This is a genomic window from Actinospica durhamensis (assembly GCF_018139695.1).
Classification (GTDB): Bacteria; Actinomycetota; Actinomycetes; order Streptomycetales; family Catenulisporaceae; genus Actinospica; species Actinospica durhamensis.
Window position 1 is genome coordinate 1 of sequence record NZ_JAGSOG010000215.1, and the last position, 15535, is coordinate 15535.

Consider the following 15535-nt stretch of genomic DNA (forward strand, 5'->3'; position numbering starts at 1 on the left):
GGTCGGACATGCGCGTGGATCTCCCGGGGTCGGGCGCGAGGACGGCGGCAGCGGCGGACGGACCCCGCGATCCTCTCAGGTCGGGAAGGGCAGCGCGGCGGCGAGGGCCCCGGGGGCCTCGTCCGGGATCCAGTGGCTCACGCCCTCGAGCTCGACGAAGCGGTACGGGCCGGCCACGTGCAGGGCGCAGCGCTCGGCGGCGGCGCGGGAGACCGCCGCGTCCGCGGTGGACCACACGTAGGTGACCGGGACGTCCACCGGCGGGGTGTGCGTGCCCTCGCCGAACTTCGTGGCCTGATACCAGTTCAGCGCCGCGGTGAGTGCCTCGGGCTCGCCGAGGGCGGCGAGGTGCGGGGCGGCGGCGCGCTCGTCGAGCGGACGGTAGAGCGCGCGCAGGCGCCGTGCGTCGTCCTCGAGCAGCACCCGCGCCGCCTTCGCGGGGTCGCGGAACAGGGACACGTAGGAGGACATGCGCCGCTGCTCCGGGCTCGCGGCCAGGGCCTCGGCGAGGGCGGCCGGGTGCGGGACCGAGACCGCGGTGAGAGTGCGCACGCGGTCGGGATAGTGCGCGGCGAGGAACCAGCCGACCAGCGCGCCCCAGTCGTGGCCGACCACGTCGACGGCGCCGAGGTGGAGCACGTCGAGGATGCCCACGACGTCTCCGGCGAGCTCGGGCAGCGTGTACGCTCCGGCGTCGGCCGGTCGCGCTCCGGGAGAGTAGCCGCGCTGGTCGGGGGCGAGCAGGCGCAGGCCGGCCCGGGTCGAGGCGAGCAGCGCGGCCAGGGCGTCGTAGGCGCGGTGCGTCTGCGGGAAGCCGTGCAGCAACAGCACCGGGCGGCCGTGCGGCGCGCCCTGTTCGGCGAGGTCGAAGGTGAGTCCGCTGACGGTGACGGTGCGCCCCTGCCAACCCTGCGTCACGGCGTTCTCACGGGGTGTGTCGGACATGGGAGCATCCCTCACTGCCGAATCGTGCCGGAATCGCCTGCCGCCGGGTCTGCGCGGATCTGACGATACGGCAGACCGGGCCCGGCGGTAAGAGGACGCTGAACGGCTTGAGAATGCGATGAGCGCGTCCGTTAAGGACCGATTTGCTGGTGAATACCATGACTTATTCGTCACTTTCTCATGAAGGCACGATGACGCGCAGTGCCATATGGGACACCGCGACCCACTTCGGCCAGATCACCCTTTACGGGCCTTCCCGTCACAGACCGCATTGTTATTAAGCAGTTACTGCCTAGGCTCGCGATCTCGGGCGCTTTCCCCCTAAGGTTCCATTCAGTCGCTGCCGTCCAGTTGCGTAAATTCGCGACCGGCAGCGCAACCGCCGAATCCGCACCGGTTCTCCCGAACCTCGCGGAGCCGGGGACCCAATCCCCATGGGGTGAATCCGTGCCGCTCAGGCGCGGTAGGGCGACCTCTTACGCCCGAACCCGTCAGCTAACCCGGTAGGCGGGCGAAGAGGAAAGAGCACGAATGTCATCGCACCGCAAGCCCAAGCTTTCGCTCGTCCGGAATCGGGCCCGCGCGCTCACGCTGTGTGCGGCCACCTTCGGTACGGCCGCTCTGCCCGGTATCGCCTCGGCCGCCGCCGGTAGCCCGGCCGCCGCCACCGCTCCGCAGGCTGCCGCCGTCAAGGCCGCCGCCGCCGTCGCCACCCGTCAGGCCGCGCACGCCATCGCGGTCTCCGACTCCACCAGCGACAACACCTACACCGTCGTCGCCGGCGACACCCTGTTCGGCATCGCCCAGCGGGCCCTGGGCAACGGGGACGACTACCCGACGATCTACAAGCTCAACAAGGACAAGGCCCAGTCCGACGGCGGATCCCTGACCGACCCGAACCTGATCGAGATCGGCTGGCAGATCGCGCTGCCCTCGGGCACCAGCATCTCCGGCTCCTCGAGCAGCGACTCCTCCAGCAGCTCGGCCTCCTCCACGAGCTCCTCCAGCAGCTCTTCGAGCAGCTCCTCGAGCTCCGACTCCTCCAGCTCGTCCAGCTCGTCCTCGGACTCGTCCTCCTCCGGCTACGCCGACGACCTCGACGGCTGGATCAACCAGGCGATCTCGATCCTGAGCGCCAACGGCTACTCGGTGTCGTACAACGCGATCTACGAGACCGCGATGAACGAGTCGAGCGGCGACCCGAACGCGGAGAACGGCTGGGACTCCAACGCCGCCGCCGGCACCCCGTCGATCGGCCTGATGCAGGTCATCCAGCCGACCTTCGACGCCTACGCGCTCTCCGGCTACAACGACATCTGGAACCCGGTCGACAACATCATCGCCGCGGTCATCTACGCCCAGGCCACCTACGGCGGTCTGGACAACGTCGTGGCGGCCCGCTGCGGCGGCTCCTGCTGGTACGGATACTGATCCGGCCCGACCACTGTGATCACGTCGAGCCCCGTGCGTCCACCGGACGCGCGGGGCTCGGCCGCGTATCGTAGGGTTCTGTGACGATCTCCGGAACCCGCGCGTACGCCGAGCTCGAGGAGCTGCCCGCCCCGGTCGCCGCGGCGGTACGGCTGGCCCGGGACACCGGCTTCGAGCTCAGCTGCCTGCCGGAGCACGGCGAACTGCTGCGGGTGCTGGCCCGCGGCGTCGGAGCCGGGCGGATCGGCGAGACCGGCACCGGCTGCGGCGTCGGCCTGGCCTGGCTGGCCGCCGGGGCGCACCCGGACGCGCGCCTGGTGAGCATCGAGCGCGACCCCGGCCTGGCCGACCGCGCCGCACGGGTCTTCCGCGGCCACGACAACGTACGGGTCGTGCGGGGCGAGGCGCCGCGGCTGCTGGACTTCGGGCCCTTCGACCTGCTCGTGCTCGACGGCGGCGGCCAGGGCAAGAAGCCAGGCGACGACCCGATCGACCCGGCCAGGTGGCTCAATCCCGGCGGCCTGCTGGTCATGGACGACTTCGGTCCGCTCACCGGCTGGCCCCCGCGCTTCGGCGACGAGATAGACAGTGCCCGGATGTACTGGATGGAACATCCACAGCTGCGCGCCACGCAGGTACGGGTGACGCCGGAGTGGTCGACCCTGCTGGCGACATACGTCGGCTGAAGCCGTTACCCTGCACGACGTGATCGACTGGACCGCACTGATCGCGGACGGGATGCGGCTGCCCGCGGGCCTGACCGCCGCGGACGCGCTCGCCGAACTCGTCGAGCTGCTCCGCTCCCCCGATCCGCAGATCCGCGACGAACTGGCCGCGACGGCGATCTCCCTGCTGCTCGACGATCTGGACGAGGACGCCCGCGTCCGGCTCGGCGACACGATGGCCGCGCGGCTGACCGCGCCGGAGATATACGAGCGCTCATTTCCGCCGCTGATCCTGGCCGGCCTGGTCCGGCGCGGGACGTGGCGCGCGGGCTGGCTCGAGGCGTTCGAGGCCTGGTATCCGGCCGAGCAGGACCTGCGCGGACACGACCCCGAACTCGGCTGGCTGCACGCCTTCGCGCACGGCGCCGACCTGCTCGGCGCCTTCGGCCGCCACCCTGCGGTCGCGCCGGAACGGATGCTGCGCCTGGCCGCGGCCCGCCTGCTCGCGCCGACCGGGTACGTGCTGCGCGACCAGGAGGACGACCGGCTGGCCTACGCGCTCGCGCTGACGCTCACCCGCGAGGAGCTCGGCGCCGAGGAATCAGTGGCCTGGCTCGGCTTGATCGCGGAGGAGTTCGAGCGGGGCGAGCCCGGTCCGGTGCCGCCCTTCGCCACCAACACCATGCGCACCCTGCGGATGCTCTACCTCTGCGCGGACCGGGGCGTGCGCGTGCGGGGGCGGGAGGAGGTCGTGCCGGTGCGGCACCGCGACGCGGTCAAGGAGGAACTCGCGCGGGTGCTGGGCATGACCTTCCCGATGGTCGGCTGACGGACGCGGGCAGGCGACGTCGGCGGGGCCGTGTGCACGCACACCTCGGCCCCGCCGACGTCGTCTACGCGAGCGCCGCCTCCTCCGCGTCGGTCAGCAGCCTGGATCTGATCAGGAACCTGACTCCCTCCGGCGCCTCGAGCGAGAAGCCGCTGCCCCGGCCGGGCACCACGTCCACGGTCAGGTGGGTGTGGCGCCATCGCTCGAACTGGTCGGCGCCCATCCAGAACGACACCGGCTGCGCGACCCCGGGGACCTCGAGGCGGGCGAGCAGGACGTCGGAGGCGCCGGTACGGAACTCGCCCTCCAGGTAGCACATCGGGGAGCTGCCGTCACAGCAGCCTCCTGACTGGTGGAACATGAGCGGCCCGTGGGCCTGGTAGAGCGCGCGCATGAGCGCGGCCGCCGCGTCGGTGACCGCGACCCGGGAGACCGCGGGCGCGTCTGGCGTCGTCATTCCCTCCGCCCTTCGGATGCTGCGCGTCGTCGGTGTGTGCCGCGGGCCGGCCTAGAAGAAGCCCATGGCCTTCGGGCTGTAGCTGACCAGCAGGTTCTTCGTCTGCTGATAGTGGTCGAGCATCATCTTGTGGTTCTCCCGGCCGATGCCCGAGCCCTTGTAGCCGCCGAACGCGGCGTGCGCCGGGTAGAGGTGGTAGCAGTTGGTCCACACCCGGCCGGCCTGGATCGCCCGCCCGGCCCGGTAGGCCTGGGCCGCGTCCCTGGTCCACACGCCCGCGCCGAGGCCGTAGAGGGTGTCGTTGGCGATCCGGATCGCGTCGTCGAAGTCGTCGAACGGCGCCACCGAGACCACCGGGCCGAAGATCTCCTCCTGGAAGATCCGCATGTGGTTGGAGCCCTCGAAGATGGTCGGCTGCACGTAGTAGCCGCCGGACAGTTCGCCGCCGAGGTCCACCCGCTCACCGCCCAGCAGCACCTTCGCGCCCTCGGCCTGGCCGATGTCCAGGTAGGACAGGATCTTCTCCAGCTGGTCGTTGGAGGCCTGGGCGCCGAGCATGGTGGCGGTGTCGAGCGGGTGGCCCTGCACGATCCGCCCGGTGCGCTCGAGCGCGGCGGCGAGGAACTCGTCGTAGTGGCCGCGCTGGATCAGGGCCCGGCTGGGGCAGGTGCACACCTCGCCCTGGTTGAGGGCGAACATGGTGAAGCCCTCGAGCGCCTTGTCGTAGAAGTCGTCGCGCTCGCGCGAGACGTCGTCGAAGAAGATGTTCGGGCTCTTGCCGCCCAGCTCCAGCGTCACGGGCTTGATGTTCTCGCTGGCGTACTGCATGATCAGCCGGCCGGTGGTGGTCTCGCCGGTGAAGGCGACCTTGGCCACCCGCGGGCTCGAGGCCAGCGGCTTGCCCGCCTCGACGCCGAAGCCGTTGACGATGTTGAGCACGCCCGGCGGGAGCAGGTCGGCGACCAGGCTCATCAGGTAGTGCACCGAGGCAGGGGTCTGCTCGGCCGGCTTGAGCACGATCGCGTTGCCGGCGGCCAGGGCCGGGGCGAGCTTCCAGATCGCCATCAGGATCGGGAAGTTCCACGGGATGATCTGCGCCACCACGCCGAGCGGCTCGTGGAAGTGGTAGGCGACGGTGTCCTCGTCCAGCTCGGCCAGGCTGCCCTCCTGGGCGCGCACGGCGCCGGCGAAGTAGCGCAGGTGGTCGATCGCCAGCGGGATGTCGGCGGCCAGCGTCTCCCGGATCGGCTTGCCGTTCTCCCAGGACTCGGCCACCGCGAGCTCGGTCAGCGAGCCCTCCATCCGGTCCGCGATCTTGTTGAGGATCTCGGCCCTGGCGGCCGGGGAGGTACGGCCCCAGGCGGGGGCGGCGCGGTGCGCGGCGTCGAGGGCGCGCTCGACGTCCTCGGCGGTGCCGCGGGCGATCTCGCAGAAGGTCTGCCCGGTGACCGGGGTGGGGTTCTCGAAGTACTTGCCGCCGGCCGGCGGACGGTACTCCCCGCCGATCCAGTGGTCGTAACGGTTCTGGTAGCTCATCAGCGCGTCGGGTGTACCCGGCGCCGCGAAGCGGGCCATGCGGACCTCCACGGGGTGGGTCCGGCCGCCCCTCGTCGGACGGCCATGCCGGTGAACCTAGACCGGCGGACGTTACCCGAACGTTGCGTCACGCAGCGCGCGCCACGGATCCGCCGCCGTATCCAGCCGGCGGGCCTCGGCCAGCGCGTCGGCCCGGCGCGCGCCGGGCGGCAGCAGCCGGGCCAGCCGGGTCCAGGCGTCGAGGTCCTCGCCGCCGAAGCGGCCGAGCCAGTCCTCGATCAGGTCGGGGTCGCCGGAGTCGAGCACGGCCGTGCGCACGTGGGCGTCGATCCAGTGGCGTTCGGCGACCACGGCCGGGGCCTCGGAGCGCGGCAGCAGCGGACCCGCGTACGCGGCGAGCGCAGCGGCGGCGTCCTTCTCCCGCAGCGCCCGGGCCACCTCGAGGAAGTCGGCGGCCAAGCCGGTGCCGAGGCGGTAGGGGCGCGAGCGCACCAGGCCGCCGGTCAGGGCGTGGCGCAGCCGGTTGACCTCGACGCGCACGGTGGCCTCGGCGGCGCCGTCGTCGTAGAGGGCGGAGGCGAGCTGATCCGCGGTCAGGCCCTCGGGATGCAGGGCGAGAATAACCATCAGTTCACTGCTGCGGCGGTTGAGCCGGGTCTCCTCGGCCGCGGGCTCCGGCGTGAGTTCGGGCTCTGCCGCGAACGCGGATCCGGTGGCGTACCCGCGCTCGGGGGCCGTGACCAGGGCGTGGTCGCGGCCGAGCGCGTGCAGGTACGGCGGCGCCGGGCGGCGCGGGCCGGGCGGGAGCCAGAGCGCTGCCGGGGCGCCCGGACGGACCGCGCCGAGCTGGGCTTCGACGGCCCGCGCGGCCGCGCTGACCAGGGCCAGGCTGTGCGGGTGGGCGACGATGTCGCCGCCGGTGACGTCCACGATGCCCAGGATCCGGCCGGTGGCCGGGTCGTGGATCGGCGCGGCCGCGCAGGTCCAGGCCGACACGGTGGACAGGAAGTGCTCGGCGGAGAAGATCTGCACGGCGTGGTCGAGCACGAGCGCGGTGCCGGGCGCGTTGGTGCCGGCGTGCGACTCGTCCCAGACGGCGCCCTCGACGAAGTTCATCGCCTCGGCCCGGTGCAGCTCCGCGGTGTGCCCCTCCACCCACAGCAGCCGCCCGGACGCGTCCGAGACCGCCATCAGATGCCTGCCGTCCTGGGCCACCGCGCCGACGAGTTCGCGCAGCAGGCCGATCACCGCGGCCAGCGGGTGGGCCCGGCGGTAGTCGTCGAGATCGGCTCCGGCGAGGGTGACCGGCGGGTCCTTGTCCGGGTCGACCCGGGCGCGGGCGGAGCGCTCCCAGGATCTGGCCACCACGTCCCTGATCCCGCCGCAGGCGGGCGCGCCCGGCTCACCGGCCAGGAACGCGTCCCTGGCCCTGGCGATCTCGCGCGCGCTGGCCACGGGGTCGCCGGCCTCGGCCAGCCAATCGCCGCTCATCGTCCGCCGCGTCACCTCCGCCGGCCGCCCCGCCCGGGGCAGGTCGCTGAGGAGGAATATACGGGCTCACCCGGCGTCAGTCACCGGGCGCGCGCCGTATTCACCCCTGCTGTGGGCACGCGCGGCGTCAGGCCTACGCGGCCTCGGCGGTGGCGCCGATCTGGGCGTTGACATCGCCGATGTACTCGTGCGCCTCGGCGTCCGGCAGCCGCACCGCCAGCGCCCAGTAGTAGATCACCAGGCTGAACACGGCGATGATGCCCAGGTCCCACCACTCGGGCACGGCGTCGGTGGCGCCGCACGAGGTGGTCGTGGCCGGCCCCTTCGAGCAGTACCGGCCCTGCCACGAGAGCACCCCCATGCCGATCAGGTAGACCGGCAGCCACTGGGCCGCGCGCCAGTCCGGGTGCGGCAGGTGCGGGTTGAGCTTGAACAGGAAGTTCGCGCCGATGATGGCGTAGCCGAGGACGATCGCGTAGCCGAGCTTCTGCAGCGTGTCCCAGCCGGACCAGTAGATGATCAGCCCGGAGACGACGAACGCGACCGGCGCCCAGAAGTCGCCCGCGGCCAGGCGGAACGGGCGGTAGCGCTCGCGGTCCTGCAGCCGCAGGGCGCCGAAGGCGAGCGGGGCGCCCGCGTACATCAGCACGCTGGCTGAGGTGATGAAGCCGACCAGCGACTTCCAGGTGGGGAACGGCAGGAACGCGATGCAGCCGATCAGGAAGGCGACCAGCAGGCCGAACCAGGGCACCCGGCGCTCGTTCGTCTTCTCGAACAGGTTCGGCACGTAGCCGTTGCGGGACAGGCCGTAGGACACCCGCGAGGAGGCGGTGGTGTAGATCAGGCCGGTGCCCGAGGGCGAGACGATGGCGTCGATGTAAAGGATCGTACCCAGCCAGCCGAGGCCGAGCAGGGTGGCCAGGCCGGCGAAGGGCCCGGCGTCGCCCGGGAAGGAGAGGTTCGCCCAGCCGTGCGCGAACGCGGTGTGCGGCAGCGCGGCGATGAACACGACCTGGAGCATGATGTAGATCACCGCGCCGAGCAGCACGGAGCCGAGCACGGCGCGCGGGATGTCGTGCTGCGGGTTGCGGCTCTCGCCGGCGAGCTGGTCGGCCTGCTCGAAGCCGAGCAGCGCGAACATGATGCCGCCGGTGGAGACCGCGGAGAGCACGCCCTCGGCCCCGGTCGGGGCGAATCCGTCCACGCCGAAGTTCGAGCCGTGGAAGTGGGTGGCGGCGAACACGATGATCACCAGGGTCGGGATGGCGATCTTCCACCAGGTCGCGGCCGAGTTGGTGTTCGCCAGCCGGCGCACGCCGAGGAAGTTGACCACGGTGAACAGCGCCATCAGGCCGATCGCGATCAACAGGCCCTGCCAGGTGAGGGTGCCGTCGGAGTGCTGCAGCCAGCCCAGGTGCACCGAGGCGTAGCTGATCGCGGCGTAGACCTCGATCGGCGCGACGGTGACCGCCTGCAGGTAGGAGAACCAGCCGAAGGACGCCCCGGCCACCGAGCCGTACGCGTAGTGCGGGAACCGGCCGGTGCCCCCGGCCACCGGGTAGGCGCCGCCGAGTTCGGCGTGCACGAAGGCCAGGATGACGATCGCGGTGACGCCGATGCCCCAGGACAGCAGCGCCGCGGTGCCGGCCGCCTGCGCCGCGAACAGGGCGCCGAACAGCCAGCCGGACCCGATGATCGAACCCATCGACGACCAGGTCAGGCCGATCAGGCCGATCTCGCGTTTGAGCGCGATGCCGGACGGCGCGGGGCTGCCGGTACTGCCCGAGGTGAGGGAATCCGTCATGTGCACTCCAGGAGACGGGCGCCGCGAATCGGCGCGCTGGGCCTGCGGAGCGAGGGATTGGTCCCACTCTACGGAGAGTGCGGCGATTTTCCAGTTGCCACGCCGGGCGAGTCGCGGCGGGTCTCGCGGCCGGTCTCGCGGCGCGTCTCGCGGTGGGGCTCGGGCGCCGCGGCGGGTCTCGGGCGCCGCGGAGCAGCGGGCTGACGGCGGGTCAGGCGGTGGGCTCGGCGGCCAGCCGGTAGCCGCGCTTGGTGACCGTGCGGATGAGGTCGCCGTGCTCGCCGAGGGCGCCGCGCAGCCGGGCTATCGTGGATTCGACCAGGTGCTGGTCGCGCTGCGGGCCCGGGCTGAGCACCGCGGCGGTGCCGGTGAGCGGGCGCGGATGCCAGACCCGGCGCAGCAGCTCGGCCCGGGAGAGCACCCAGCCGGGGCGCTGCGCGAGTGCGCCCAGCACGGCCGCGAGCAGCGGGGGCAGCAGCACCGGATCCGGGTCGGGGTGCTCGGCGTCCGGCTCGTTCGCGCCCTGCACCAGCACCGCGTTGCCCTGGATGATCAGTGTTCTGCCGTGCTCCACCAGGATCTCCCGGCGTACCCGCTCGGGCAGCTCCCGGCAGATCTGGGCGGCCAGCGCGCCGAGGCGGGCGCGGTCGGGCTGGATGACCGGGATCTCCCGCTCGAGCAGCGGGCGCGCGCACACCGGGCCGACGCACGCGGCCGCGACCTGCTCGCGCAGCGCGGCCAGCACCCGGTCCCGGCCGAACACGCTGTCGCGCGCGGCGGCCGCCTCCAGCAGGGCACTGACGCCGGGCGCCGAGGTGAAGGCCACGGCGTGCACCTCGCGGGCCACGATCGACTCGATCAGCCGGTCCACCGCGGCGCGGTCCTCCGGCTCGACCCAGCGGTACACCGGTACCGCGACCACGTGCGCGCCGGCCGCGCGCAGTTCGAGCGCGAGGTCGCAATCTGCGCCCGGGTCGGTGGTGCCGTACTGCTGCACCGCGATCCGCTTGCCCGCGACACCCTGCCCGACCAGATAGTCCCGCACCTCGCTGCACAGTTCGGAGGGGGCCGAGTAGCCCTCGCGCAGGCCGCTCGCGCGCACCGCACCGGTGGCCTTGGGTCCGCGCGAGACCACGACCGTCGCGTGCAGCACCCGGTCGAGTTCCTCGGCCCAGCCCCAGCCCTCGGCCGCGGAGATCCAGCCGCGCCAGCCGCGCCCGGTGGTGGCCACCACGTAGTCCAGCGGCTCGCGCAGGCACTCGCCGGTGGCCGCGCGCAGCTCGGCGTCGTCCTCGAGCGGGACCAGCCGCAGCGTGGGCGCCTCGACCACGCGTGCGCCGCGCCGGCGCAGCAGGGCCGTGAGATCCTCCCGGCGCCGGTCGGCGGTGACCGCGACCGTGAGCCCGAGCAGCGGCTGCTCGGCGAGTACACGGACGACGCGGGTCATGGCCGCAATCTCCTTGATCACTGTTTCCGGGAGGTTGCCTGCCCGCTACGCCGCGGTAAGCACCCGCTGCCATCCGTAGGCGTCCGGGATTCCGGCAAGCCGCTCCCCCGGCGAAACCGCGGCGACCACGTCGTGTCATCCGGCTCGCGCACGCTCGAGCCGTGGGCCTGAGGCGAACGACGCCCGCGCCGTGCGGCGCCGTCCACTCGACCCGCTCACCGCACCTGTGAAGGGAAAGCACCCATGAGAGTCCTCATCGTCGGGTACGGCATGGTCGGGCACCGGTGCGCCGAACTGCTCGCCCAGCTCGGGCCGAGTACCGAGGTCGTCGTGCTGGCCAAGGAGGCCCGCCCGGCCTACGACCGGGTCCACCTGACCTCGCTGTTCGGCGGCGCCACCGAGTCGGACCTGAGTTATCAGGACCCTCCCGGGGTCAGCGTGCACCTCGGCGACGAGGCGGCGTCCCTGGACCGGCAGGCGCGCACCGTCACCACGGCCTCCGGCGCGATACACCCCTACGACGTGCTGATCCTGGCCACCGGCTCGCGCCCGTTCGTCCCGCCGGTGCCCGGGCACGAGCTGGCCGGCTGCTTCGTCTACCGCACGGTCGAGGACGTGGACGCGATCAAGGCGTACGCGGCGGAGCGGGCCGCGGGTGAGACCGTCGGCGCGGTGGTGGGCGGCGGACTGCTGGGTCTGGAGGCCGCCGGCGCGCTCAGCTCGCTGGGCCTGACCACCCACGTCATCGAGTTCTCCCCCCGGCTGATGCCGCTTCAGGTGGACGACGCGGGCGGTCTGGCGCTGCGTCAGCGGATCGAGGAGCTCGGCGTGGCGGTGCACACCGGCACCCGCACCGAGGCGGTGCACGCCGGCGAGGACGGCACGGCCGCGGTGATGCTGCTGGCCGCCGGTGAGGAGCAGCGCGAGCTGCGGACCGACCTGGTCGTGTTCGCCGCGGGCGTGCGCCCCTGGGACACGCTCGGGCGTGAGCACGGGCTCGAGCTCGGCGAGCGCGGCGGCATCCGGATCGACGAGCACTGCCGCACCTCCGACCCGCACGTCTACGCCGTCGGCGAGTGCGCGCAGGCGGTGGACGGCCGGGTCTACGGCCTGGTCGCCCCCGGCTACGCCCAGGCCGAGACTGCGGTACGGCACATCCTGGACCGCGAGCCCAGGCCCTTCCTCGGCGCGGACCTGTCCACCAAGCTCAAGCTGCTGGGCGTGGACGTGGCCTCCTTCGGCGACGCGTTCGGCGTCACCAAGGGCGCCCGCACCACCCTGTACGCGGACGAGTCGCAGGGCCTGTACAAGAAGCTGGTGGTGACCGAGCAGGGCGAACTGCTCGGCGGCATCCTGGTCGGCGACGCCGCGTCCTACGACGTGCTCAAGCCGATGGTCGGCAGCGGCGTCGCGCTGCCCACCGCCCCGATCCAGCTGCTGCTGCCCGCCGCGGACGGCGAGGGCGCCGCGGCGCTCGGCGTCGGCTCGCTGCCGGACTCGGCCACGATCTGCAGCTGCCACAACGTCAGCAAGGGCGAACTGCTGCACGCGATCACGGGCGAGGGCTGCGCCACCGTCTCCGCGCTCAAGTCCTGCACCAGGGCCGGTACCGGCTGCGGCTCCTGCGTCCCGATGCTGGGCAAGATCCTGGACGCGGCCGGAGTGGAGCAGTCCACGGCGCTGTGCCCGCACTTCACCCAGTCCCGGGCCGATCTGTACGAGATCGTGCTGGTGCGCGGCATCACCACCTTCGCCCAGCTGGTCGCCGAACACGGGGTCGCGGCGGCCGGTCGGGAGGGCTGCGAGATCTGCAAGCCGGCCGTGGCCTCCATCCTGGCCTCGCTCTCCGGCCGGCTCTTCGGCCCCACCCACATCCTCGACGGCGAGCAGGCGGCGCTGCAGGACACCAACGACCACTTCCTCGGCAACCTGCAGCGCAACGGCTCCTACTCGGTCGTCCCGCGCATCCCGGGCGGCGAGATCACCCCGGAGAAGCTGATCGTGATCGGCGAGGTGGCCCGCGACTTCGGGCTCTACACCAAGATCACCGGCGGCCAGCGGATCGACCTGCTCGGCGCCCGGGTGGAGCAGCTTCCGGCGATCTGGAAGCGGCTGGTGGACGCGGGCTTCGAGTCAGGGCACGCCTACGGCAAGGCCGTGCGCACGGTGAAGTCCTGCGTGGGCTCGAGCTGGTGCCGGTACGGGGTGCAGGACTCCCTGAAGATGGCGATCGACCTGGAGCTGCGCTACCGCGGCCTGCGCTCCCCGCACAAGATCAAGGCGGCCGTCTCCGGCTGCGCCCGCGAGTGCGCCGAGGCGCAGGGCAAGGACATCGGCGTGATCGCCACCGAGAACGGCTGGAACCTCTACGTCGGCGGCAACGGCGGTTTCCGCCCCCGGCACGCCGACCTGTTCGCCAAGGACCTGACCGAGGTCGAGCTGATCCGGGCGATCGACCGGTTCCTGATGTTCTACATCCGCACGGCCGACCGGCTCGAGCGCACCGCGACCTGGATCGAGCGGATCGAGGGCGGCCTCGATCACATCAAGGCGGTCGTGCTCGAGGACAGCCTCGGCCTCGGCGAGGAGCTCGACGGGCTGATGGCCGCACACGTGGCCCACTACACCGACGAGTGGCGCGCCGCGCTCGGCGACCCGGAGACGCTCAGCCGCTTCGTCTCCTTCGTGAACGCTCCGCAGGACGCCGATCCCTCGATCGAGTTCACCGCCGAGCGTGACCAGATCAAACCCCTGTTGACCATCGGACGAGCCGAGGACCTGGTGGGTGCGCGATGACGATCGAGATGGACTCCGTGCGGACGGACGCACCCGGTGGTTCGGATTCGAGTTCGGGTTCGGGAGCCGGTTCGGGTTCGGGCGGCGCCCGGCCGGTGCGGGTGTGCAAGTACGACACGCTCACCCCCGGGCGCGGGGTGGCCGTACTGATGCCGGACCGCTCCCAGGCGGCCGTCTTCCGCACCCTGGACGGGCGGCTGTTCGCCGTCGGCAACCTGGACCCGGCCACCGGCGCGTACGTGATCTCGCGCGGACTCACCGGCTCGCGCGAGGGCGCGGCCACGGTCGCCTCGCCGATGCTCAAGCACGTCTACGACCTGGCCACCGGCCGGTGCGTGGACGGCCCGGCCGGACCCGAGCCGTTCACCCTGCCCACCTTCTCCGTGTACTGCGACAACGGCGTCGTGTATCTCCGCTCCGCTCCCGAGACCGACTCCCCGAACGCCGCAGGAGGAACTCCGTGAACCCACTGCACACCTCGTCGCGCGCGCCCTTGCCGGACTGGCGCCCCGAGGATCCGAGCTTCTGGTACAACGGCGGGGCCCGGGTGGCCCGGCGCAACCTGGCCTACTCGATCCTGACCGAGCACGTGGGCTTCTCAGTCTGGTCGCTGTGGTCGGTGCTCGTGCTCTTCCTCGGCCCGGCCTACCACGTGGACGCGGCCGGGAAGTTCCTGCTCACCGCCGTGCCCACGCTGGTCGGCTCCTGCCTGCGGGTGCCCTACAGCATCCTGGTGGTGCGCTTCGGCGGCCGCACCTGGACGGTGATCAGCGCCCTGCTGCTGCTCATCCCGTGCGCCGCCGCGGCGATCGTGGTCAAGCCCGGCGTGAGCTACGGCACGCTCGTACTGCTGGCCGCGCTCGCGGGCGTCGGCGGCGGCAACTTCGCGTCCTCGATGACGAACATCAACTCCTTCTATCCGCAGCACCGCAAGGGCTGGGCGCTGGGCCTGAACGCGGGCGGCGGAAACCTCGGCGTGGCCGTGGTGCAGCTGCTCGGCCTGGCCGTGCTCTCCTGGGCCGGGGCCGGGCACCCTCGCATGCTGGCCGCGATCTACCTGCCGCTGATCGTGCTCGGCGCGGCCGGGGCGGCGCTGTGGATGGACAATCTGCCGCGCCCGACGACCCGGTACCGGGCCGTGCGCGAGGCCTGCCGGGAGCCGCACACCTGGATCGTCTCGCTGCTCTACATCGGCACCTTCGGGTCCTTCATCGGGTTCAGCTTCGCCTTCGGCCAGGTGCTCCAGATCCAGTTCGCCGGGCAGTTCACCACCCCGGTCAAGGCCGCGGACCTCACCTTCCTCGGCCCGCTGATCGGCTCCTTCGCCCGCCCCCTGGGCGGCCGGATGGCCGACCGCTGGGGCGGGGCCCGGGTCTCGGTGTGGAGCTTCACCGCCATGGCCCTGGGCGCCGCGACCGTCTGGGAGTCCTCCCGCGCGCACTCGCTGGCCGGATTCGTGGCCGGATTCGTGTGGCTGTTCGCCCTCAGCGGCGTCGGCAACGGCTCGGTCTACAAGCTCATCCCCGGCATCTTCAAGGGCCGCACCGGCGACGCGGCGCACGACCAGGCCCTGTCCGGCGCCCTGATCGCGATCGCCGGAGCGGTCGGCGCGTTCGGCGGCGTCCTGGTGAACCTGGCCTTTCGCGAGTCCTTCCTGACCTACCACTCCGCCACCGGCGCGTACGTGGCCTTCATCGCCTGCTACCTCGTCTGCGGCGGGGTGACGCGGCTGGTCTACCAGCGCGCCGAGGCCCCGGCGGCGCAGCCGGAGCCGGTCGCGGTCTCGGCCTAGATGGTTGATTCGGGGGTAGGCCGGTAACCCGGGCACGCTGGAACGTGTGGAGACGCGTGGAGTCTCGGGGCTGGGCAAAACGGCTCAGCGGCAAGTCCGGGCGTGCGCCGGGCCCGTCCTCATGCTTGGTCGCCTGTGGACGGGCCCGGCGTGCGGCCGGGCGCCGCCGATCGGCCGTTTCGCCCCGGCATACCCCCGAATCAACCATCTAGTCCCAATACCAGTGACTTTGGCTTTGTTTGGTCGTTAGGTGGGTGTGCCGAGGCCGGGTCAGGTGAAGTCGTCGTCCGTGGGGCGGTTGTCGGATCGGGTTGCGTTGGGGGTGCTCACTCGGGTGGTGCC

12 protein-coding genes and 1 riboswitch are annotated in these 15535 nt (G+C 72.2%); of the genes, 6 read left to right on the forward strand and 6 right to left on the reverse strand.

Annotated elements, in window-relative coordinates:
• Positions 1 to 75: 75 nt before the first annotated feature.
• Positions 76 to 945, reverse strand: a complete 870-nt coding sequence (locus KDL01_RS30160; RefSeq protein WP_212532052.1) for an alpha/beta fold hydrolase — start codon at positions 943 to 945, stop codon at positions 76 to 78.
• Positions 946 to 1315: 370 nt separating this feature from the next.
• Positions 1316 to 1471: riboswitch (cyclic di-AMP (ydaO/yuaA leader) on the forward strand.
• A gap of 5 nt (positions 1472 to 1476) precedes the next feature.
• Here KDL01_RS30160 and KDL01_RS30165 point away from each other — a divergent pair.
• From KDL01_RS30165 to KDL01_RS30175, 3 genes are all read left to right on the forward strand, one after another.
• Complete coding sequence (locus KDL01_RS30165; RefSeq protein ID WP_212532053.1) at positions 1477 to 2376, forward strand: LysM peptidoglycan-binding domain-containing protein; 900 nt, start codon at positions 1477 to 1479, stop codon at positions 2374 to 2376.
• An 80-nt stretch (positions 2377 to 2456) separates the two neighbouring features.
• Positions 2457 to 3062: an O-methyltransferase gene (locus KDL01_RS30170; RefSeq protein WP_212532054.1), complete on the forward strand. Its 606-nt coding sequence runs from the start codon at positions 2457 to 2459 to the stop codon at positions 3060 to 3062.
• Between the two features lie 19 nt (positions 3063 to 3081).
• Complete coding sequence (locus KDL01_RS30175) at positions 3082 to 3870, forward strand: DUF2785 domain-containing protein (protein WP_212532055.1); 789 nt, start codon at positions 3082 to 3084, stop codon at positions 3868 to 3870.
• A gap of 64 nt (positions 3871 to 3934) precedes the next feature.
• On the opposite strand, the gene KDL01_RS30180 is transcribed toward KDL01_RS30175, so the two are convergent.
• From KDL01_RS30180 to KDL01_RS30200, 5 genes are all read right to left on the reverse strand, one after another.
• A complete protein-coding gene (locus KDL01_RS30180) occupies positions 3935 to 4327 on the reverse strand; it encodes a DUF779 domain-containing protein (RefSeq protein WP_212532056.1) in 393 nt (130 codons plus the stop codon).
• Positions 4328 to 4378: 51 nt separating this feature from the next.
• On the reverse strand, positions 4379 to 5902 hold the full coding sequence (gene exaC, locus KDL01_RS30185; protein ID WP_212532057.1) for an acetaldehyde dehydrogenase ExaC: 1524 nt from the start codon (positions 5900 to 5902) through the stop codon (positions 4379 to 4381).
• 72 nt (positions 5903 to 5974) lie between these two features.
• On the reverse strand, positions 5975 to 7354 hold the full coding sequence (locus tag KDL01_RS30190) for a helix-turn-helix domain-containing protein (protein WP_212532058.1): 1380 nt from the start codon (positions 7352 to 7354) through the stop codon (positions 5975 to 5977).
• 133 nt (positions 7355 to 7487) lie between these two features.
• On the reverse strand, positions 7488 to 9158 hold the full coding sequence (locus KDL01_RS30195; protein WP_212532059.1) for an APC family permease: 1671 nt from the start codon (positions 9156 to 9158) through the stop codon (positions 7488 to 7490).
• A 211-nt stretch (positions 9159 to 9369) separates the two neighbouring features.
• Positions 9370 to 10605, reverse strand: coding sequence for a uroporphyrinogen-III synthase (locus KDL01_RS30200; RefSeq protein WP_212532060.1), 1236 nt, complete (start codon positions 10603 to 10605; stop codon positions 9370 to 9372).
• 243 nt (positions 10606 to 10848) lie between these two features.
• Here KDL01_RS30200 and nirB point away from each other — a divergent pair, with 243 nt between their 5' ends.
• Genes nirB through KDL01_RS30215 form a run of 3 tightly spaced genes read left to right on the forward strand, consistent with a single transcriptional unit; the run spans position 10849 to position 15193 of the window.
• Positions 10849 to 13401 carry a nitrite reductase large subunit NirB gene (nirB, locus tag KDL01_RS30205; protein WP_212532061.1) on the forward strand — a complete coding sequence of 851 codons (2553 nt, stop codon included), beginning with the start codon at positions 10849 to 10851 and terminating at the stop codon, positions 13399 to 13401.
• A complete protein-coding gene (locus KDL01_RS30210) occupies positions 13398 to 13865 on the forward strand; it encodes a nitrite reductase small subunit NirD (RefSeq protein WP_212532062.1) in 468 nt (155 codons plus the stop codon). Before nirB ends, KDL01_RS30210 begins: the two co-directional genes overlap by 4 nt.
• The gene (locus tag KDL01_RS30215; RefSeq protein WP_212532063.1) at positions 13862 to 15193 is read left to right on the forward strand and encodes a nitrate/nitrite transporter; all 1332 of its coding nucleotides are present in this window, start codon (positions 13862 to 13864) and stop codon (positions 15191 to 15193) included. The genes KDL01_RS30210 and KDL01_RS30215 overlap by 4 nt, the downstream gene beginning before the upstream one ends.
• The last annotated feature ends 342 nt before the right edge of the window (positions 15194 to 15535 follow it).